Here is a 20,108-nt window from a genome sequence, read left to right on the forward strand (position 1 = left end):
ACCGCACCCCCCTCCACCGGGGACAACCGCACCCGCAGAGCAGAAGCCCCGGTCGCGTACAGGGACACCCCCTCCCACGAGAACGGCAGCCCACCCCGGGCCTCCTCGCCGAGCGGAACGAAGGAGGTCGCGTGGAGCGCCGCGTCCAGCAGCGCGGGATGCAGGCCGAAGGCGTCGGCCTCGGCCTCGTCGGTCCCGGGCAACGCGACCTCCGCGTACACCTCTCCGTCGCGCCGCCAGACCGCCCGCAGTCCCCGGAAGACCGGGCCGTACGCGAAGCCGTCCTCGGCCAGCCGGTCGTAGAGGCCGTCGATGGTGACCGGCTCGGCGCCGGGTGGCGGCCACTCGGCGGTGGCGGAGCCGGTGTGTCCGTGGGGTGTCTCCGCGGTGGTGAGTACGCCCGTGGCGTGCCGGGTCCACGGTGTGTCGTCGCCGTCCTCGGGCCGCGCGTAGACGTTGACCGTACGGCGGCCGGAGCCGTCCGGGTTGCCGATCCACAACTGGACCTGGATTCCGCCCTGTTCGGGAAGGACCAGCGGCGCGGCCAGGGTCAGTTCCTCGACGCGGTCGCAGCCGACCTCGTCGCCCGCCCTGATCGCCAGCTCCAGGAACGCGGTGCCGGGCAGCAGTGTCGTACCGCGTACGGTGTGGTCGGCCAGCCACGGGTGGGTCCGGAGCGACAACCGGCCGGTGAGCAGGGCGCCTTCGGAGTCGGCCAGGGAGACGGCGGCGGAGAGCAGCGGGTGGTGTGCCGCGCCGAGCCCGGCGGCGCGCAGCTCCGCGGGCTGGCCCTGGGCACCCTTGGGCCAGTACCTGCGGCGCTGGAAGGCGTAGGTGGGGAGGTCGACGCGGTGGGCGCCCGTACCGGCGAAGTAGCCGTCCCAGCGCACGGGGACGCCCCGGACGTGCAGTCCCGCCAGGGCGGTGGTGAGGGTGTGGACCTCCGGGCGGCCGGCCCGCAGAGCAGGCAGCACAACGGCGTCCGCACAGCCCTCGGCGGGCGCCGGGCCCGATGCGTCCGCCGGCGCCGCGGCCTCGATGGTCGGCGCGGACAGGGCCGCGTCGGGGCCGAGTTCGAGGAAGGTGGTGACGCCGTGCCCGGCCAGCCAGCCGATGCCGTCCGCGTACCGTACGGTCCTGCGGACATGGTCCACCCAGTAGTCGGCGGAGGTGACCCGGTCGACCGTCACGGGCTCGCCGGTGACATTGGAGACGAGCGGTGTCAGCGGGGCCTGGAGGGTGAGGCCCGCCACCACCTCGCGGAACGCGTCGAGCATCGGTCCCATGAGCGGCGAGTGGAAGGCGTGGGAGACCCGCAGCCGCTTCGTCCTGTGTCCCTCGCTCTCCAGCCGGGCCGCGATCCGGGCGACCGCGCTCTCCTCGCCCGCGAGGACGAGGGCGGAGGGGCCGTTGACGGCGGCGACCGCCACCGTGTCCGGGGCGTCGGCGAGCAGCGGTGCGACCTCGTCCTCCGTCGCCTGTACGGCGAACATGGCGCCGCCCGGGGGAAGTTCCCGCATCAGCTTGGCGCGGGCCGCGACCAGGGTGCACGCGTCGGCCAGCGACAGCACCCCCGCCACATGGGCGGCGGCGATCTCGCCGATGGAGTGGCCGGTCAGATAGTCCGGCTTGACGCCCCAGGACTCCACCAGCCGGTACAGCGCGACCTCCACGGCGAACAACGCGGGCTGGGCGTAGCCCGTGTCGTTGAGCGCTTCGGGGTCCTCGCCCCACATCACTTCGCGCAGGGGTCGGTCGAGCAGGGGGTCGAGGGCGGCGGTCGTCTCGTCCAGGGCACGGGCGAACTCCGGGAACCTGTGGTGGAGTTCGCGTCCCATGCCCAGGCGCTGGGAGCCCTGGCCGCTGAACAGGAAGGCGAGTTTCCCGTGCTCGGCCGAGGTTCCCCGGGTGGTGCCGAGCACCCGGTCGACGGTGTCGCCGCCCAGGCCGGAACCACCCGGGCCCGAAGCGTCCAAGCCCGAAGCATCCAAGCCCGAAGCGTCCAAGCCCGAAGCACCCGGATCGGAAGCCTCCTGCTCCGAAGCGTCCGCACACAGCGGGGCGAGCGCGGCGAGCGCGCTCGCCCGGTCGGTGGCCAGGAGGACCGCGCGGTGTTCGAAGCCCGTGCGGGTGGTGGCCAGGGAGTACGCCGTGTGGAGGACGGCGGCCGTGGGGTCGCTCTCCAGCGCGGACCGCAGTGCGGCGGCCTGTGCGCGCAGGGCCTGCGGGGTCCGGCCGGACAGCGCCAGCGGCACCACACCGGGCTCCGTCTCCACCGTACCGACGGGTGCCTCGGCACTCGTGTCGGGGGCCTGTTCGACGATGGTGTGCGCGTTGGTACCGCTGATGCCGAAGGAGGAGACGGCCGCGCGCCGGGGCGCTCCCGTCTCGGGCCACGCGGAGTTCTCGCGCAGAATCCGGACCTCGCCGCGTGTCCAGTCCACGTGCGAGGAGGGTTCGTCGGCCAGCAGGGTGCGCGGGAGTACCCCGTGGCGCATCGCCATGACCATCTTGATGACACCGGCCACACCGGCGGCGGCCTGGGTGTGGCTGATGTTCGACTTGACCGAGCCCAGCAGCAGCGGCCGGTCCGCGTCGCGGCCCTGTCCGTACGTCGCGAGCAGCGCCTGTGCCTCGACGGGGTCGCCGAGCACCGTGCCCGTACCGTGCGCCTCGACCACGTCGATCTCGGCGGCGGACAGCCGGGAGTTGATCAGGGCCTGCTGGATGACTTCCTGCTGCGAGGGGCCGTTCGGCGCGGTCAGGCCGTTCGACGCGCCGTCCTGGTTGACGGCGGAGCCACGTACCACCGCCAGGATCTCGTGCCCGTTGCGCTGGGCGTCCGAGAGGCGTTCCAGTACGAGGATGCCGACGCCCTCCGCCCAGCCGGTGCCGTCCGCGGTGTCGCCGAAGGAGCGGCAGCGGCCGTCCGCGGAGAGCCCGCCCTGCCGGCTGAACTCGACGAAGGTGCCGGGGCTCGACATGACGGTGACGCCGCCGGCCAGCGCGAGGGAGCACTCGCCCGCGCGCAGTGCCTGGGTGGCGAGGTGCACAGCGACCAGGGAGGACGAGCAGGCGGTGTCGATGGTGACGGCGGGGCCGACCGTACCGAAGGTGTAGGAGACACGTCCCGACAGGACGCTGCCGGTGTTGCCGGTGAGCTGGAAGCCCTCGGCACCGTCGGCGGGTCCGACGCGGTAGTCCTGGGCCATCGCGCCCAGGAACACACCGGTCTGGCTGCCCTTGACGGAGGCCGGGTCGATCCCGGCGCGTTCGAACGCCTCCCAGGCGGATTCGAGGACGACGCGCTGCTGCGGATCCATCGCGACGGCTTCGCGCGGTGAGATGCCGAAGAAGTCGGCGTCGAAGTCGGGGGCTTCGTGCAGGAAGCCCCCGGAGGTGGTGGTGGACGCGGCGAGCGCCTCGGTGTCCCAGCCCCGGTCGGCGGGGAACTCCGTGATGCCGTTCCCGCCGGCCTCGACCATACGCCAGAGGTCTTCGGGGCTGCTGATGCCGCCGGGGTAGCGGCAGGTCATGCCGATGATGGCGATCGGCTCCCGGGCCGCTGTCTCCAGCTCGTTCACCCGCCGCCGGGTCCGCCGGAGATCGGCGGTGGCAAGCTTGAGGTAGTCCCGGAGCTTCTGTTCGTTGTCCATCTCAACTCAACCCATCTCGACAGCCAGCGGCAGAACTTGAATCACTCGGGATATCTCGCGCTCGCCGTGCAATGCGAAAATCAGAAAGCCATACGGCTTCTCCACCGATGGCTTCTCAGCCGATGAAGAGAAGCCATCAGGCAAGTGTGGAACGGGACGCGGCGGTAATCACCTAGTTTCCGACGGCCCTTGGGCCCTTCACCAGCCGGAGGCCAGCAGCAGATCGCCGTATTCGTGTTCACGGGACACCTGCTTGAGGTCGGCGTCGACCATCATCCGCATGAGCGCCTCGAAGTCGACGGTGGGCCGCCAGCCGAGCCGGGAGCGGATACGGTGGCTGTCCGCGCAGAGGATCTCCACCTCGGCGGGGCGGACCAGAGCGGGATCCACGACAACATGCTCCTGCCAGTCGAGCCCGACATGGTCGAAGGCGATCCGCACCGCGTCCCGTACGGAGTGCATGGAGCCGCTGCCCACCACGTAATCGTCCGGCTCGTCGGGCTGGAGCATCAGATGCATGGCACGCACATAGTCGCCGGCGAACCCCCAGTCGCGTACGGCGGCGAGGTTGCCCAGATGCAGCTTGTCCTGGTGCCCGAGCTTGATCCGGGCGACGGCCAGGGAGATCTTCCGGGTCACGAACTCCGAGCCCCGGCGCGGGGATTCATGGTTGAAGAGCATCCCGGACACGGCGTACATCCCGAAGGACTCGCGGTAGTTGCGGGTGATGAAATGGCCGTACGCCTTGGCCGCCCCGTACGGGCTGCGCGGGTGGAAGAGCGTCGTCTCGCGCTGCGGGGTCTCGGCCGCCTTGCCGAACATCTCGGAGGACGACGCCTGGTAGAACCGGATCTGGCCGTGGCCGTCGTGGTGCTGCGAGGAGTTCAGCCCGCTCACCCGCCGGATCGCCTCCAGGACCCGGAGCACGCCCATACCGTTGACCTCGGTGACCAGTTCGGCCTGCTGCCACGACATCGGTACGAACGAGACGGCGCCCAGGTTGTAGACCTCGTCCGGCTGCACCTCGTCGATGGCGGCGACCAGGCTGCCCTGGTCCATGAGGTCGCCGTCGACGAAGGAGAGCGCCGAGGCGAGCCGGCTGACCCTCGACTTGCGCGGGTTCGCCTGTCCTCGGATCAGTCCCCACACCTGGTATCCCTCGGACAGGAGATGCTCGGCCAGATAAGAACCGTCCTGCCCGGTAATTCCGGTGATCAGCGCACGCTTGGTCATACCAAACCCCTTCTCGGCCATGGAGACATCGGCACACTCGCAAGCCGCCGACCACGCCGTCAAGAAATCCCGGGGTTACTAGGGGATTTCCTGGGCACGGACACTTTCCACCACCACGAGAGGCGTGAAGACTAGTAATTTTCGGGGACGCCAAGCGGTTTACTCGGTGCGCCGACATCAAGGTCGGCTCTGTCAACCGGAGTGTCTTTTCCGTGCTGTTCGGATTTCTGCGTACGCATGTACGCCCGTACCGCCGAGCCACCGCCCTGCTGATCCTCCTCCAAGTGGTGCAGATCCTGGGCACACTGCTGCTGCCGACGCTCGGCGCCGCGCTGATCGACAACGGTGTGGTGGCCCGCGACAGCGGTTACGTCGGGCGGATCGGGACGGTCATGATCGCCGTCGCCCTCGTACAGGTCGCCTCGGCGGTCGGCGCGGTGGCGCTGGCCGCCCGTACCGCGATGGCGATGGGCCGCGACATCCGCTCCGCCGTCTTCCGCGGCGTACTGGGCTTCTCCGCGCGCGAGTTGGGCCGGTTCGGTACGCCGACCCTGCTGACCCGTACGGTCAACGACGTCCAGCAGGTGCAGACCCTCGCGCAGTCGGGCTTCGGCATCGCGGTGGCGGCGCCCCTGATGTGTCTGGGCAGTGTGGTCCTGGCCTTGCAGCAGGACGTTCCGCTGGCACTGATCCTGGTGCTCCTCGTCCTGTCCGTCTCCGTCTCCTTCGGCCTTCTGCTGGCCCGGATGGGCGTGCTCTACGAGCGGATGCAGACCCATCTCGACCGGCTGGGCAAGCTGTTGCGCGAGCGGATCACGGGGGTGCGCGTGGTGCGTTCCTTCGTCAGGGACGCGTACGAGCGCGAGCGGTTCGTCCGCACCAACGACGAACTCCTCCAGGTCTCGCAGCGCGTGGGCCGGCTGATCGCGACCATGCTCCCCATGGTGCTGCTCCTCATGAACGGCTTCATGATCGTCATCCTGTGGGCGGGCGCCCACCGCATCGACGGCGGCACCATGCGGATCGGCGCGCTCAGCGCGTTCCTCAGCTATCTGTCGCTCATCCTGATGTCGGTCGTGATGGTCGCGTTCGTGTTCCTCGCGGTCCCCCGTGCCACGGTCTGCGCCGGACGGCTCCAGGCGGTCCTGGCCACCCCGGCCGGGGTGGCTCCGCCCCTGGAGCCGGTGCGGCCGGACCCCGCCGACACCGGGCGGATCGAGCTGCGCGCGGCGGAGTTCCGCTATCCGGGCGCCGAGAAACCCGTACTCCAGGAGATCGATCTGACCGTTGACCCCGGCGAGAACGTGGCGATCCTCGGCTCCACCGGGAGCGGCAAGACCACCCTGCTCAATCTCGTGCTGCGGCTGGCCGACGCCACCGCCGGGAGCGTGCGCGTCAGCGGGGTCGACGTGCGGGAGCTGGCCCCTGACACGCTCAGCGGGACCGTGGGCTTCGTACCGCAGAAGCCGTATCTGTTCTCCGGGACCGTCGCGACCAATCTGCGCTTCGGGAAACCCGACGCCACCGACGAGGAGCTGTGGCAGGCCCTGCGGACCGCTCAGGCCGCGGAGTTCGTCGAGCGGCTGCCCGGCGCCCTGGACGCCCCGATCGCCCAGGGCGGTACGAATGTCTCGGGCGGCCAGCGCCAGCGCCTCGCCATCGCGCGCACCCTGCTGCGCCGGCCCGCCGTCTACCTCTTCGACGACTGCTTCTCCGCGCTCGACTACGCCACGGACGCGGCCCTGCGCACCGCGCTGGCCCCCGAGACCGCGCGGGCGACGGTGCTGACCGTCGCCCAGCGGGTCGACACGGTGCGGTCCGCCGACCGGGTCGTGGTCCTCGACGGCGGCCGGATCATCGGCATCGGCACCCACGACGAGCTGCTGCGCTCCCACCCCACCTACCGAGAGATCGCCTTCTCCCAGCTCACCGAGGAGGAAGCCACCCATGGTCCCGCCGCCCGTCAGTGACCCGACGACCACCATCGAAGCCGTCCGCACCACCGGAGGCGCCGGCCCCTCCGGAGCCGAGCAGCCCCCGCCCCCCGGGCCCGGCCGCCGGCTGCTCGGGCTGCTCCGGCCGCACCGGCCCCGTATCGCCCTGGCGCTCGTCATGGGCATCGGCGGGATCGTGCTCACCTCCTGCGGACCACTGCTCCTCGGCAGGGCCACGGACCTGGTCGCCGAGGGGATCCTCGGGGGCCCCGCCGGCTCCCCCGCCCCGGGCGTCGACTTCGGCCGGGTCGGCCGGGTGCTGCTGCTCCTGCTCGCGCTGTATGTCCTGGCCTCGCTGTTCATGCTCGTACAGGGGCGTCTGACAGCCGATGTCGTACAGAAGGTGGTCTTCGGCCTGCGGCAGAAGGCGGCGGACAAGCTCGCCCGGCTGCCGCTGCGCTACTTCGACCGGCACCCCGCGGGCGAGGTGCTCAGCCGGACGACCAACGATGTCGACAATCTCCAGCAGACCGTGCAGCAGACCCTCGCCGAGCTGATCACCTCGGTCTTCTCCCTCCTGGTCATGCTGATCCTGATGCTGGTGATCTCGCCCTCACTGGCCCTGATCATGCTGGTGAGCGTGCCGCTGTCGGCCGTCCTCGCGGCGTGGATCAGCAAACGCGCCCACCCCCGCTACGCGGACCAGTGGGCCGCCACCGGCGCGCTCAACGCGCAGGTCGAGGAGGTCTACACGGCCCACTCGCTGGTCCGGGGCTTCGGCAGGCGCGACCTGGCCGAGCAGCGGTTCGACACGCACAACGAGGCGGTGTTCCGGGCGGGCGCCAAGGCCCAGTTCGCCTCCGGCACCATCGAGCCCGCCATGATGTTCATCGCCAACCTCGGCTATGTCGTGGTGGCGGTGGCCGGCGCGTGGAAGGTCATCGGCGGCACCCTGACCCTCGGGGAGGTACAGGCGTTCATCCTCTACTCCCGGCAGTTCAGCCAGCCGATCGTGCAGGTCGCGAGCGTGGCCGGGCGGCTCCAGTCCGGACTGGCCTCCGCCGCGCGGGTCTTCGCCCTCCTCGACGAGGAGGAGCAGACCCCCGACCCGGTGCGCCCCGCCGCCGCGCGACGCGCCATCGGCCGGGTCCGGTTCGACCGGGTCTCCTTCCGCTACACCCCCGAGACCCCGCTGATCGAGAAGCTGTCGCTCGTCGTGGAGCCGGGCAGCACGGTGGCGATCGTCGGCCCGACCGGTGCGGGGAAGACCACCCTGGGCAATCTCCTCATGCGCTTCTACGAGGTGGACGAGGGCCATATCCTCCTCGACGGGGTCGACATCGCGACGATGACCCGTGCCGAACTGCGCGGCCAGTTCGGCCTGGTCCTCCAGGACACCTGGCTGTTCGGTGGCACGATCGCCGAGAACATCGCGTACGGGCACGCCGGTGCGACCCGCGCGGAGATCGTCGACGCGGCCCGCGCCACCTGTGTGGACCGCTTCATCCGCACCCTGCCGGACGGCTACGACACCGTGCTGGACGACGGGGCGGCGGGCGTCAGCGCGGGTGAGAAACAGCTCATCACGGTCGCCAGGGCCTTTCTCGCCCAACCCGCGGTGCTGGTGCTCGACGAGGCGACGAGCGCGGTCGACACCCGTACGGAAGTGCTGATCCAGCGCGCGATGAACACCCTGCGCACGGGCAGGACCAGCTTTGTCATCGCGCACCGGCTCTCCACCGTCCGGGACGCCGACGTCATCCTCGTCATGGAGTCCGGCCGAATCACCGAGAGCGGCACCCACGACGAGTTGATCCGGCGGCGCGGCGCCTACGCGCGGCTGCATGCGGCCCGTACGGGATCTTCACCGGTATCAGAACTGTCGCCGCCGGCTTCCGCGTAACCTCGAAGAGTGAACCCGCCGGGCTCCCGGACCGGTGTTCGAGCCCGAGCAGAAGGACGGAACTGTGCCAGAAGGAAAACTCCTCGCCGTCAGCGATCTGCATGTCGTCTATGACGAGAACCGGCTGATAGCCGAGGAGCTGCGCCCCGAGTCGGACGACGACTGGTTGATCGTCGCCGGCGATGTCGCCGAGAAGTTCGCCGATGTCGAATGGGCGCTGCGGCTGCTCAGCGGACGGTTCTCCAAGGTCATCTGGGCCCCCGGCAACCATGAGCTGTGGACCCATCCGCAGGATCCGTGCGATCTGCGCGGTGAGAAACGCTATCTCCACCTGGTCGAGCTGTGCCGCGCGTTGGGCATCTCCACCCCCGAGGACCCGTACCCCGTGTGGCGCGGCGCCGGGGGTCCGGTGGTGGTGGCTCCGCTGTTCGTCCTGTACGACTACTCGTTCCGCGCGCCCGGCACCACCACCACGGTGGAGTCGCTGCGGGTGGCGCACGAGGCGGGCATCGTCTGCTCGGACGAGTACTTCCTGCACCCGGACCCCTTCCCGGGGCGGGACGCCTGGTGCTGGTCCCGGGTCGAGGAGACCGAGCGCCGGCTGTCCGCCGTCGACCCGTCCCTCCGTACGGTCCTGGTCAATCACTTCCCACTGGTACGGGACCCCACCCGCATCCTGCACTACCCGGAGTTCGCCCAGTGGTGCGGCACGGAGCTGACCGCCGACTGGCATGTGCGCTTCCGCGCCGCCTCGGTGGTCTACGGGCATCTGCACATCCCCCGGGTGACCTGGCACGACGGGGTGCGCTTCGAGGAGGTCTCGGTCGGCTATCCGCGCGAGTGGCGCCAGCGGCCACCACGGGTGCCGCTGCGTCAGGTCCTGCCCCAGCCCGCCGGGGAGGTCCGATGATCGCCGGAATCCTGCCCGCCTCGGTGGAGGTCGAGGCGGCGTACGAGGACTTCGCGCCGGAACCGTCCGAGACGCTGTTCCCGCAGGAGCGGGAGCATGTGGCGAAGGCGGTCGCCAAGCGGCAGCGCGAGTTCACGACCGTACGGTTCCTGGCGCGGCGCGCGCTGCTGCGGCTCGGGCAGCAGCCCGTTCCGCTGCTGCCCAACCGGCGGGGGGCTCCGCAGTGGCCGACGGGGATCGTCGGCAGCATGACGCACTGCGACGGCTACCGGGCCGCGGTGGTGGGCCGGTCGTCGGGGACGGCTGCGGTGGGTATCGACGCCGAGCCGGACGCGCCGCTTCCGGAGGGGGTGCAGGACTCCATCGCGCTGCCGTACGAGACGGATCGGCTCAAGGCGCTGCGGGAGTCCCATCCCGAGGTGAGCTGGGACCGGCTGCTCTTCAGCGCCAAGGAGAGTGTGTTCAAGGTCTGGTATCCGCTCACCGGGCGGGAACTGGACTTCTCCGAGGCGGAGATCGATATCGATCCGGTCGGCGGGACCTTCCGTGCCCGGCTGCTGGTGCCGGGGCCGCTGGTCGGTGGCCGGTCCGTCGGTGAATTCTCCGGCCGGTGGATCGCGGAGCGCGGACTGGTGGCCACCGCCATCCATATTCCGGCGCCGTCCTCCTCTCCCACCGCCCTCTCTCCCACCCTTTAACCCGAACAACGATACGAACAATAAAAATTACTTTCTGACGATTCATCGGCCGTCCGGACGCCATGCCGCAGTGAAGCTTGAGCAGAAGATCGATTAATCCTATGGTTGCCACGGCATCAGCGGGACCGATCTGCGCATGGATTGAGATGACCATGGTTCAGGTTTCCATTGTCGTACCGTGTTTCAACGAGAACGAGGTGGTCGGGTCCTTTCACACCGCCCTGGTGTCCGCACTCGAACCGACCCGGCGGACTTTCGAGATCTGCTACGTGGACGACGGCAGCGTCGACGGCACCAGACGCCGACTGGGCGCACTCGCCGACGCCGATCCCCGGGTCCGGTTCACCTCCTTCAGCCGTAACTTCGGCAAGGAGGCGGCCATGCTCGCCGGGCTGCGCATGGCCCGGGGTGACGCGGTCGTGCTCATGGACGCCGATCTCCAGCACCCTCCCGACCTGGTCCCCCGCATGCTGGAGCTGCACCGGCACGGCTACGACCAGGTCGTGGCCCAGCGCGACCGCGCGGGCGAGAGCGCCCTGCGGACCGCTCTCAGCACGGTCTACTACCGGCTGGTGCGCCGCTGTATGGAGGTTCAGGTCGTCGACGGCGCGGGCGATTTCCGGCTGCTGTCCCGGCGCGCGGTGGAGAGTGTGCTGTCGCTACCCGAGAGCAATCGTTTCTCCAAGGGAATCTTCTCGTGGATCGGCTTCGACACCGCCAGCTTCACCTATCGCAATGTCCAGCGGGCCGCCGGACATTCCAAATGGGGCGGCCGGAATCTGCTCAACTACGGGATCGACGGCCTGCTCTCCTTCAACAGCCGTCCGCTGCGGCTGGCGATCCACACCGGGCTGTGGCTTTTCCTCTCCGCGCTCTGCTACGCCCTGTGGATCATCGCGAATGTGGCGCTGAACGGGGTCGACGCGCCCGGCTACACCACACTGATGACCGCCGTCGTGGCACTGAGCGGAATCCAGCTCGCCACGCTCGGAATCATCGGGGAGTACGTCGGACGGATCTACCACGAGGCGAAACGCCGTCCGCACTATGTGGTCCGGGAGACGGACGAATCCCGGGGACGGTTCGAACACATCGCGAAAGGCAGTGGTGCACATGGCCACGGGCACACCGAGCGTCACCGCACCGAGACCGCCGGACGGCACTTCCCGGCCCTCTGACACGGATTCCACGGGTGCCCTCGGGAGCAGGGCGCCCGCGTGGACGAGGTACGGGGCGCCCGCCCTCGCGCTGCTGCCGCTCTCGCTGCTGGTCATGGCCGCGTGGCTCGGCCGTCATGTGCGGCCCGGCGCGGACGAGTGGTGCTTCCTGCCACAGGTCCGTGACCACGGGATCGCCGGGCTGATCGGGAAGTTCTACTTCCAGGACAACGGACGGCTCGGCAACGGGGTGCTGGTCGGGCTGTACGCGAAGTTCGGAGTGGCGGGCCACCAGTGGTTCGGGCCGGTCAGCGCCGTGGTGACGCTGGGGGTGCTGTGGGCCGTGATCGTCCTGGTGCTGCGCGCGGCCGGGCGGACGGCGCCGCGCGGGATCCCGCTGCTCGTGGCGGCGATGGCGACGGCGGTCTTCCTGCTCGCGACCGTCAACACGTACAAGACGTTCTACTGGCCGGGCTCCTCCGTCTCGCACACCCTGGCCCCGGTGCTGGCGTGCGCGGGGGCGATCCCGCTGCTGCGCGTCCGGTCCTCCCGCGCCGCCCGGCGGACCGCGGCGGGGATCGCCCTGGCCACGGGGGTCTTCATGGGCACGCTCTCGGAGGAGACATCGGTCGTCGCGCTGGTGGTCCTCGCGGCCCTGCTGATCAGCGGACGGGCCCTGTTCACCCCGGAGGTACGGTCGTACGCGCGCGTCTGGTGTCTGACCGGCGCGGCGGGGATCGTGGTGGGCACCGTCGTCCTGCTCACCTCGCCGGGATCGCTCGGCCGGCGCGACCGGTACGGCGCGCAGACCGCCTCACTGTTCGCGCCGGAGTCGCTGGGGGGGTCCCTGACCGGCTTTCTGGACATCCTGGGGACGGTCCTCACCAGCTGGAGCTGTCCGGGCGCGGCCGCGGCCGGGCTGCTGCTGGGGCTGCTCGTCCGGGAGCGGGGCGGGCGGGCGCCGGTGCTCCTGCCGGTCGGGCCGGGCCGTCTGCTGCTGGGGGGCGCCCTCACCTTCCTCGTCGCGGGATATCTCTGCACGCTCATCACCTTTCCGCTCTTCGGCCAGGGGGTGTCCCGGGCGTCCCGGACCTGGAACGACTACCTGCTGCTGTATGTCCTGCTGCTGGTGGGCGCGGGTGCCCTGCTGGGGCGCGCGCTGCGGTCGCGCGGGTGGTACGCCGGGGCCTCGACCGTACTCGGCGCGGCGGTGTGCGCCGCCGTGTGCGGGGGGCTGGCCGGGCCGCTCGGCGGGCTGGGGCAGGAGATGCGGGTGCGGGCGGAGCGGTGGGACCGCCAGGACCAGCGGCTGCGGGAGGGGGCCGCGCGGGGTGCGCGGGTCCTGCCGTACCAGCCACTGTCGGTCAGCGGGATGGGGGAGCCGTTCGGTGGAAAAGCTCACAGAGCGTGGCCGGCGAAGTGTGTCGCCGACTACTACCGGCTGGAGAAGATCACCTACGCGAAGCAGCTGCCCTGACCGGTGTTTTTCCCGTGTTCAATACAGCAATGCGACGCTTATCGACGGTCGTTTATACGGCCTCGGCAGGAAAATCCGGGTTCCCGGCCGGGAGTTCTTGTGGGATGCTGGGGTATCCGCATTTCCCCTTCTTCCCCCCGAGGCATTATGCGCTGCGTCATCGCCCGCTTCCCCTTCGAGCTGGTCAAGAGCGAGGTGCAGCAGTCGATGAAGGGCATCAAGCCCGAGCCCATCACCGGTGAGTCCGTGGTCATCGGCCGTCGGAGCTACCCGGTCAAGCAGGTGGGGGAAGTGATCACCCGCCAGGACCGCCGTGACTTCACCGCCTTCGAGATCACCAGGGCGCTGACCCGGCTCGGCTTCACCGTCCACGCCGTGCCCGCGCCGGTCGAGCCCGTGGCGCTCAGCCCGCTCGAAACCGCGTCGGCGCTGCTCGGGCCCGTCGCGCAGGACTGAGACTGAGTACGACAAGGGGCCCCGGTACCGATCGGTACCGGGGCCCCTTGTCGTACAGCCGTCGCTTACGCGGCGCTGCCGCGCGGCGCCTGGCGCTGTGCGGTGCCACTGCCGGTACGGGGCCCGGAGGAGCGGCGGGCGCCGGTGGAGCGGCCCCGGCCGCGCGACGGGGAGCCGCCGCGCTTGGCGCGCTCGGTGACCGGCGCGCTGATGGTGACGGGGACGCCCGAGGGGGCCTGGGCACCGGTGATACGGCTCAGCTCGGCCTCACCGGAGCGGACCTGGGTGGTCTGCGGGGTGATGCCCGCGTCGGCCATCAGCCGGGTCATCTCGCGGCGCTGGTTGGGCAGGACCAGGGTGACGACGCTGCCGGACTCGCCGGCGCGGGCGGTGCGTCCGCCGCGGTGCAGATAGTCCTTGTGGTCGCTGGGCGGGTCGACGTTGACGACCAGGTCAAGGTTGTCGATGTGGATACCGCGGGCCGCGACATTGGTGGCGACCAGCACCGTGACATGCCCGGTCTTGAACTGGGCGAGGGTGCGGGTGCGCTGGGGCTGGGACTTGCCGCCGTGCAGCGCGGCGGCGCGTACCCCGCTGTTCAGCAGGTGCTCGGTGAGCCGGTCGACCGCGTGCTTGGTGTCCAGGAACATCAGTACGCGGCCGTCGCGGGCCGCGATCTCGGTGGTCGTGGCGTACTTGTCGGCGCCGTGCACGTGCAGCACGTGGTGCTCCATCGTGGTGACCGCGCCGGCGGACGGGTCGACGGAGTGGACGACCGGGTCATGCAGATAGCGGCGGACCAGCAGGTCGACATTGCGGTCGAGGGTGGCCGAGAACAGCATCCGCTGGCCGTCGGTGCGCACCTGGTCGAGCAGGGCGGTGACCTGGGGCATGAAGCCCATGTCGGCCATCTGGTCGGCCTCGTCGAGGACGGTGATGGACACCTGGTCGAGCCGGCAGTCGCCGCGCTCGATGAGGTCCTTGAGGCGTCCGGGGGTGGCGACGACGATCTCGGCGCCGCCGCGCAGCGCGCCGGCCTGCCTGCCGATCGACATGCCGCCGACGACGGTGGCGAGCCGCAGCCGCAGCGAGCGGGCGTACGGGGTGAGCGCGTCGGTGACCTGCTGGGCCAGTTCCCGGGTCGGGACAAGGACCAGTGCGAGCGGCTGGCGCGGCTGGGCGCGCTGACCGGCGGTGCGGACGAGCATGGCCAGGCCGAAGGCGAGGGTCTTGCCGGAGCCGGTGCGGCCCCGGCCGAGAACGTCACGGCCGGCCAGCGAGTTCGGCAGCGTGGCCGCCTGGATCGGGAACGGGTCCTTGACGCCCAGACCGGTGAGCGTCTCCAGCAGTTCGGCGGGCATGTCCAGTTCGGCGAAGGAGGTGACCGCGGGCAGTCCCGGGGTGAGTGTCACCGGGAGCGCGAACTCCCCCTTCAGCGCGGCGGGGCGCCGACCGCCGCCGTAGCCACCGGAGCGGCCCGGAGCACCGGAGCGGCCGGGGGCTCCCGAGCCGAAGCGGGCGCCTCGTCCGGAACCGGCGGAACCGGTGGAGCCGCCACCCGTGCGGGTGCGGGAGTAGCGGTCATTCGTACGGGGTGTGCGGTTCATTCAGAACCTTTCTCGATGGGCACGTATCGAGAATTCCTGGCAGGAAGAACCGCACAAAGAATCGCAAGAACGAGCCGGTGGAATTACTGGGGACCGGACTGCCCGGCCGGACGGCGCGTGGAAAGCCGTCGGGGTGGGTTCGGTCCTGCGAAAAAAGCAACGAGCTGGGGCCCGCATCTCACGGTGCGGACCCCAGCTGCGTACAACGCTCAAGCGTCAGGCGGGAACGATGTTCTCCGCCTGCGGGCCCTTCTGGCCCTGCGTGACGTCGAAGTTCACCTTCTGGCCTTCCTGCAGCTCGCGGAAGCCCTGGGCGGCGATGTTCGAGTAGTGGGCGAAGACGTCAGCGCCGCCACCGTCCTGCTCGATGAAGCCGAAACCCTTTTCCGCGTTGAACCACTTGACGGTGCCACTGGCCATGATGATCTCCTTCGGGGCAATGCCCGGAGGTACCGCACTGTGCGGGACCCCACGTCGCCGCGATGATTACCCCGTCCGGAAAAACCCGGAAATACAAAAGCGCACCCACCGGCACATAAAGCCGGTAAGAGCACTTGAAGTCTTTGGGAACCACAACTGCAACTGAGATCAACAGTAGCACGGTACGAGCGGCGGGGTACGGCGGGCAATATCACCCCGTCCGGCGCACCACAAATATTCACCGCGTTTTGATCTTAGTTCCGTGTCGGTGGCCATGAATATTCCGGGCCGCCACCCGGACGGTGCCCGTTCCCGGGCCGCCCGGCCGACGCGCGCGTACGGTCGGGAGTCATGTGCTGGAGCGCGACGGCCGACCTGCTGGCGGGGGCCGCGATCACCACGGTCGGTGCCCTGTGCGTGGCCGGTGCGCGCCGGGTCCGGGAGCTGCCGCTCGCCGCGCTGCCGCTGCTCCTGGGCGCCCACCAGCTCGTCGAGTCGGCCGTCTGGCGGGCCGGCGGGGGCGCGGGCCCGGCGACCCTGGCCTGGGCCGTCATCGCGCTGCCGCTGCTGGCCGTGTGGGTGCCGTTCGCCGTGCTGCTCGCCGCGCCGGTGCCCGCGCGGCGCAGGCTGGTGCCGTCCGCCGTGGCCGGGGTGGTCACCGCCGCGTTCCTCTCGTACTGTCTCGCCGGCCGGACGGTGACGGCCGAGGTCCGCGGTCACACCATGGGCTATGTCGTCGATCTGCCGTACGCGCCGCTGGTCGTCGTGGGATATCTCATCGCCACGGTCGGCGCCCTGCTGCTGGGCGGCGACCGGCAGGTGCGGCTGCTGGGTGTGGCGGTCGCGGCCGGGGCGGCGTTCTGCGCGGCGCTGTGGCGGCTGGAATACGTCTCCACCTGGTGCGCGCTGGCCGCGGTGGCCTCCGTACTGCTGCTGCGCAGGGTACGCGGACCCGGGTGGTACGGGCCCGTGGACGGTTCTCCCGGCAGGTGAACAGGGAGGCGGACCTGCCCGTATCTCTGGGCGAGCCCCGTACCGGTGACGCGCGGCACTCCCCCGCCGGAGTTCCGCCCGAGACTCAGAGGATCAGCCCATGAACGACCGTAACAACGCTCCCCTGCACGCCCTGCCGGACGGGGAGGCCGAACTCCGGCTGGTGGTCCGGCTGGCATGGGAGGACGTGGCCGCGCTGGGGCAGGAGGCCAGTCGGCTGGCCGCGCAGGTCAAGCGTCCCGTCACCCTCGACGAGGCCGCGAGTCACCGGCTGCGCACCCGGTCCTCGGGCCACGCCAAGCCCGTACAGGACTGGCCCGTCGCGGCGGCGCCCACCGTGTCGTCGATCACGGCGCGCACCCCCGGCGAGCATGCCCGGCAGGCGATCGAGAAGATCACCGCGTCCGACGCGCCGCAGGCCCCGGTCCAGCCGGCCGTTCCCGCGCCCATACAGGTGCAGACGGCGGCCCAGCCCAGGCCGTGACCCGCGGGCACCGGTCGCCTCCGGGGTCCGGTCCGACATGCGGGCGCGGGGCCGGTGGGCGAGACTCGCGGGGATGGACAGGGACGACGACGACGCGTATCTGCCGATCGCCGAGCACGGGCTGATCGGTGATCTGCGGACGGCCGCGCTGGTGGGGACGGATGGCCGGATCGACTGGTTCTGCGCGCCCCGGTTCGACTCCCCCAGCGTCTTCGGGTCCCTGCTGGACGCCCGGCGCGGCGGCTTCTGGGAGATCGCGCCGGTGTCGGGGCCCGCGACCCGCAACCAGTTCTACTTTCCCGATACGAACATCCTGATCACCCGGATCCTCACCGACGAGGGCATCGTGGAGGTCCAGGACTTCATGCCGGTCGTACGGCAGCGGGATCCCGGGCACCGGCAGCGGCTGGTGCGGCGGGTGACCGGGGTGCGCGGGCGGATGCGGCTGGCGACACGGGTCGCGCCACGGCTGGACTACGGCCGCGAACAGCACCGGACGGCGCGGATGCCGGACGGCGTACGGTTCACCGGCACCGCCCTCACCCTGTCGCTGCGCTCCTCGGTCGAGCTGGAGCTCGACGGCGCCGACGCCCACGCGGAGTTCGAGCTGACCGGTGGCGAGTCGGTGCTCTTCGACCTGGAGACCGATACGGAGCCGGACACGGCCGCCCCGGGCTCGTGCGCGGTCGACGCGGCCGCCGCCGAGGAACTGTTCGAGGCCACCGTGGCCTTCTGGCGCGGCTGGCTGAGCCAGTCCACCTACACGGGCCGCTGGCGCGAGATGGTCCACCGCTCGGCGCTGACGCTCAAGCTGCTGACGCACGAGCCGACCGGCGCGATCGTCGCCGCGCCGACGCTCGGGCTGCCCGAGCGGGTCGGCGGCGGGCGCAACTGGGACTACCGGTACGTGTGGATCCGGGACGCGGCGTTCTCCCTGTACGCGCTGTTGCGGCTGGGCTTCACCCAGGAGGCGCAGGCGTTCATCGGCTGGCTGACCGAGCGGCTGCGTACCGCGACCGTCTGCGACACCGGGCCGCTGCGCGTCGTGTACTCGATCGACGGGAACGCGCACCTGCCCGAGGAGGTGCTCGGGCATCTGGAGGGGTACCGGGGCTCGCGTCCGGTGCGTACCGGCAATGACGCCAGCGGCCAGCGCCAGCTGGACATCTACGGCGAACTGATCGACTCGGTCTATCTGTTCAACAAGTACGGCGCCGGTATCTCGCACGACAGCTGGACCGATCTGTGCGCCATCCTGGAGTGGCTGCTGGAGAACTGGGACAGCCGGGACGAGTCCATCTGGGAGACCAGGGCCGGACAGCAGCACCACACCTATTCGCGGCTGATGTGCTGGGTCGCGGTGGAGCGCATGATCCGGATGGCGCGGCTGCGCGGGCTGCCGGGGGATCTGGGGCGCTGGACCGCGGCCCGCGACACCATCTACCACCAGATCATGGCGCGCGGCTGGGATCCCGGGACGCGTACCTTCGTCCAGCGGCTCTCGGCGGACTCCGACGGGCCGCCGGAGTCCATTCTCGACGCCTCGCTGCTGCTGATGCCGATGGTCAAGTTCCTCTCGCCGGTCGACCCCCGGTTCCGGTCCACGGTGGATGCCATCGGGGACCGGCTCGTGGTGGACAGCCTGGTGTTCCGGTACGACCAGGAGGAGGCCCCGGACGGGCTGGAGGGCGCCGAGGGGACGTTCTCCATCTGCTCGTTCTGGTGGGTCGAGGCGCTGGCCCGTACCGGTGAGGTGGAACAGGCGCGGCTCGCGCTGGAGAAGATGTTCACCTACGCCAACCACGTCGGTCTGTACGCCGAGCAGATCGGGCTGACCGGTGAGCACCTGGGCAACTTCCCGCAGGCGTTCACCCATCTCGCCCTGATCAGCTCGGCGATCAATCTCGACCGGGCGATGGGCTGACCGGGCGTCTCCCCCGGCCCCTCCCGAGTTCCACCCCCGGCGCCTCCCCGGGCGTCGACATGCGGGGTGGCGCGGCCGGGTGTTGCATGGCTACGGGACGGCTGGTCCCTCGTGCGGACGGGAGCGGAGCGGGCTCATGGAGACGTCTTTCCCTGTGATGTACGGGGTCCCGTGCTGGGTGGGGCTGATGGCGCGCGATCTGCGGGCGGCCCAGTCCTTCTACTCCGCCGTTCTCGGCTGGACCTACCGCCCCACCGAGCTGGGCCCGGAGTTCTCCGTCGCGCTCGCCGGGCGGCGGGCGGCCGCCGGGATCGGTGCGCTGGCGTCGAGCCTCCAGACGGCGGTCGCCTGGACGCCGTACTTCTCCGTCGCCGACGCCGACACGACCGCCGCGCGGGTCAGGGAGCGGGGCGCCACCGTCGCCGTGGGGCCGATCGCCATGCACCCGGGCCGTGCCACGCTCGCCGCAGATCCGGACGGCGCGGTATTCGGGTTCTGGGAGGGCAGGACGGTGCCGGGCTGGTCCGTGGGGCGGGGCGGCGCGCCCGCGCGGCTGGAGCTGCGGACCCGGGACGCGTTCGCCGCGGCCATCTTCTACGCGGAGGTCCTCACCTGGGGCGCGCAGGAGGCCGGCAGTTGCGAGGTGCGTTACGAGAACGGTTCCGTGCTGGTGCGCGATGCCACGCACACGGTCGCCGCGCTGCACGGCGGAGCGGTCGAGAGCGCGCCCGATCCACAGGTCAGGCCCCGCTGGCGGGTGTACTTCCGGGTGGCGGACGTGGACGCGGCGGCCGGTGCGGCGGCGGAGGCGGGAGGGGTCGTGGTGTCCGCCCCGGCCGGTCCGGCCGCCGGGCGGGAGGCCACGCTCCGGGATCCGGACGGCGGTCTCTTCGCCGTGACCGACGGCTGACGGCCGACGGCTGGTGGCGGTGTCCGCCGCCCCCCGATGCGCCAACAGGGTCCCCGGATAACGCACATGAGCCCTGACCGGGGGAAAGTCGCCATCCGTGACCGGGATGTGACGTGAGGACAGGCGCAGCGGATATACGATCCTCCGACAACGTCTGGCGATAAGGTAGTTCACCCCATGATCCAACCGCCTGGCCGCGATGGCGGCGCCCCGCCCTGTCGTTCAGCATTCCGGCGTCTGCCGGCCACACCGGTCCCGTACCACCTTCGCTCCCCGTGACAGCAGCCGGGTGAGATCAGTCTGACCACTTTTCAGCCAACTCGAAGGTTTCCCATGGCCCGTTCCT

Annotated in this window: 15 protein-coding genes; 11 read left to right on the forward strand and 4 right to left on the reverse strand. The window is 70.7% G+C overall.

Features of this window, described 5'->3' with window-relative positions:
* Positions 1-3,656 (reverse strand): type I polyketide synthase (locus tag ACIP8W_RS16725; RefSeq protein WP_402203492.1); only part of this gene is annotated, 3,656 nt, incomplete at its 3' end.
* A gap of 198 nt (positions 3,657-3,854) precedes the next feature.
* Complete coding sequence (locus ACIP8W_RS16730) at positions 3,855-4,889, reverse strand: GDP-mannose 4,6-dehydratase (protein WP_401948444.1); 1,035 nt, start codon at positions 4,887-4,889, stop codon at positions 3,855-3,857.
* A 212-nt stretch (positions 4,890-5,101) separates the two neighbouring features.
* On the opposite strand from ACIP8W_RS16730, the gene ACIP8W_RS16735 reads away from it, so the two are divergent.
* The 7 genes from ACIP8W_RS16735 (at position 5,102) to ACIP8W_RS16765 (ending at position 13,424) form a co-directional block, all read left to right on the forward strand.
* Positions 5,102-6,859, forward strand: coding sequence for an ABC transporter ATP-binding protein (locus tag ACIP8W_RS16735; RefSeq protein ID WP_402203494.1), 1,758 nt, complete (start codon positions 5,102-5,104; stop codon positions 6,857-6,859).
* Positions 6,837-8,726 carry an ABC transporter ATP-binding protein gene (locus ACIP8W_RS16740; RefSeq protein WP_402203496.1) on the forward strand — a complete coding sequence of 630 codons (1,890 nt, stop codon included), beginning with the start codon at positions 6,837-6,839 and terminating at the stop codon, positions 8,724-8,726. The genes ACIP8W_RS16735 and ACIP8W_RS16740 overlap by 23 nt, the downstream gene beginning before the upstream one ends.
* A gap of 64 nt (positions 8,727-8,790) precedes the next feature.
* Positions 8,791-9,636 (forward strand): metallophosphoesterase family protein, encoded by an 846-nt coding sequence (locus ACIP8W_RS16745; protein WP_402203498.1) that lies wholly within the window; start codon positions 8,791-8,793, stop codon positions 9,634-9,636.
* Positions 9,633-10,334, forward strand: coding sequence for a 4'-phosphopantetheinyl transferase (locus ACIP8W_RS16750; RefSeq protein ID WP_401948432.1), 702 nt, complete (start codon positions 9,633-9,635; stop codon positions 10,332-10,334). Before ACIP8W_RS16745 ends, ACIP8W_RS16750 begins: the two co-directional genes overlap by 4 nt.
* Before the next feature lie 152 nt (positions 10,335-10,486).
* A complete protein-coding gene (locus tag ACIP8W_RS16755) occupies positions 10,487-11,512 on the forward strand; it encodes a glycosyltransferase family 2 protein (protein ID WP_402203500.1) in 1,026 nt (341 codons plus the stop codon).
* Positions 11,448-12,968, forward strand: coding sequence for a DUF6056 family protein (locus ACIP8W_RS16760; RefSeq protein WP_401948427.1), 1,521 nt, complete (start codon positions 11,448-11,450; stop codon positions 12,966-12,968). Before ACIP8W_RS16755 ends, ACIP8W_RS16760 begins: the two co-directional genes overlap by 65 nt.
* A 147-nt stretch (positions 12,969-13,115) precedes the next feature.
* Positions 13,116-13,424 (forward strand): SCO5918 family protein, encoded by a 309-nt coding sequence (locus tag ACIP8W_RS16765; protein ID WP_401948424.1) that lies wholly within the window; start codon positions 13,116-13,118, stop codon positions 13,422-13,424.
* A 65-nt stretch (positions 13,425-13,489) separates the two neighbouring features.
* Here ACIP8W_RS16765 and ACIP8W_RS16770 read toward each other — a convergent pair whose 3' ends face one another.
* Both ACIP8W_RS16770 and ACIP8W_RS16775 read right to left on the reverse strand, forming a co-directional pair.
* Positions 13,490-15,031 (reverse strand): DEAD/DEAH box helicase, encoded by a 1,542-nt coding sequence (locus ACIP8W_RS16770; RefSeq protein ID WP_401948421.1) that lies wholly within the window; start codon positions 15,029-15,031, stop codon positions 13,490-13,492.
* 216 nt (positions 15,032-15,247) lie between these two features.
* Positions 15,248-15,451, reverse strand: coding sequence for a cold-shock protein (locus tag ACIP8W_RS16775; protein WP_014061102.1), 204 nt, complete (start codon positions 15,449-15,451; stop codon positions 15,248-15,250).
* A 351-nt stretch (positions 15,452-15,802) separates the two neighbouring features.
* On the opposite strand from ACIP8W_RS16775, the gene ACIP8W_RS16780 reads away from it, so the two are divergent.
* The 4 genes from ACIP8W_RS16780 to ACIP8W_RS16795 all read left to right on the forward strand — a co-directional run bounded on the left by ACIP8W_RS16780 (position 15,803) and on the right by ACIP8W_RS16795 (position 19,762).
* A complete protein-coding gene (locus tag ACIP8W_RS16780) occupies positions 15,803-16,444 on the forward strand; it encodes a DUF6629 family protein (RefSeq protein WP_401948418.1) in 642 nt (213 codons plus the stop codon).
* 100 nt (positions 16,445-16,544) lie between these two features.
* Positions 16,545-16,928: a hypothetical protein gene (locus tag ACIP8W_RS16785; RefSeq protein WP_401948416.1), complete on the forward strand. Its 384-nt coding sequence runs from the start codon at positions 16,545-16,547 to the stop codon at positions 16,926-16,928.
* A 73-nt stretch (positions 16,929-17,001) separates the two neighbouring features.
* Positions 17,002-18,852: a glycoside hydrolase family 15 protein gene (locus ACIP8W_RS16790; RefSeq protein ID WP_401948413.1), complete on the forward strand. Its 1,851-nt coding sequence runs from the start codon at positions 17,002-17,004 to the stop codon at positions 18,850-18,852.
* Positions 18,853-18,988: 136 nt separating this feature from the next.
* Positions 18,989-19,762 carry a VOC family protein gene (locus ACIP8W_RS16795; protein ID WP_401948410.1) on the forward strand — a complete coding sequence of 258 codons (774 nt, stop codon included), beginning with the start codon at positions 18,989-18,991 and terminating at the stop codon, positions 19,760-19,762.
* Positions 19,763-20,108 lie beyond the last annotated feature (346 nt).

It is taken from the genome of Streptomyces sp. NPDC088554, from assembly GCF_044752945.1.
Classification (GTDB): Bacteria; Actinomycetota; Actinomycetes; order Streptomycetales; family Streptomycetaceae; genus Streptomyces.

What these genes read in the sequence shown, in the direction of transcription:
- ACIP8W_RS16730 (WP_401948444.1), bottom strand. Translation starts at nt 4,889, where the DNA reads ATGACCAAGCGTGCGCTGATCACCGGAATTACCGGGCAGGACGGTTCT.
- ACIP8W_RS16740 (WP_402203496.1), top strand. Translation starts at nt 6,837, where the DNA reads ATGGTCCCGCCGCCCGTCAGTGACCCGACGACCACCATCGAAGCCGTC.
- ACIP8W_RS16750 (WP_401948432.1), top strand. Translation starts at nt 9,633, where the DNA reads ATGATCGCCGGAATCCTGCCCGCCTCGGTGGAGGTCGAGGCGGCGTAC.
- ACIP8W_RS16755 (WP_402203500.1), top strand. Translation starts at nt 10,487, where the DNA reads ATGGTTCAGGTTTCCATTGTCGTACCGTGTTTCAACGAGAACGAGGTG.
- ACIP8W_RS16760 (WP_401948427.1), top strand. Translation starts at nt 11,448, where the DNA reads ATGGCCACGGGCACACCGAGCGTCACCGCACCGAGACCGCCGGACGGC.
- ACIP8W_RS16765 (WP_401948424.1), top strand. Translation starts at nt 13,116, where the DNA reads ATGCGCTGCGTCATCGCCCGCTTCCCCTTCGAGCTGGTCAAGAGCGAG.
- ACIP8W_RS16770 (WP_401948421.1), bottom strand. Translation starts at nt 15,031, where the DNA reads ATGAACCGCACACCCCGTACGAATGACCGCTACTCCCGCACCCGCACG.
- ACIP8W_RS16775 (WP_014061102.1), bottom strand. Translation starts at nt 15,451, where the DNA reads ATGGCCAGTGGCACCGTCAAGTGGTTCAACGCGGAAAAGGGTTTCGGC.
- ACIP8W_RS16780 (WP_401948418.1), top strand. Translation starts at nt 15,803, where the DNA reads ATGTGCTGGAGCGCGACGGCCGACCTGCTGGCGGGGGCCGCGATCACC.
- ACIP8W_RS16785 (WP_401948416.1), top strand. Translation starts at nt 16,545, where the DNA reads ATGAACGACCGTAACAACGCTCCCCTGCACGCCCTGCCGGACGGGGAG.
- ACIP8W_RS16790 (WP_401948413.1), top strand. Translation starts at nt 17,002, where the DNA reads ATGGACAGGGACGACGACGACGCGTATCTGCCGATCGCCGAGCACGGG.
- ACIP8W_RS16795 (WP_401948410.1), top strand. Translation starts at nt 18,989, where the DNA reads ATGGAGACGTCTTTCCCTGTGATGTACGGGGTCCCGTGCTGGGTGGGG.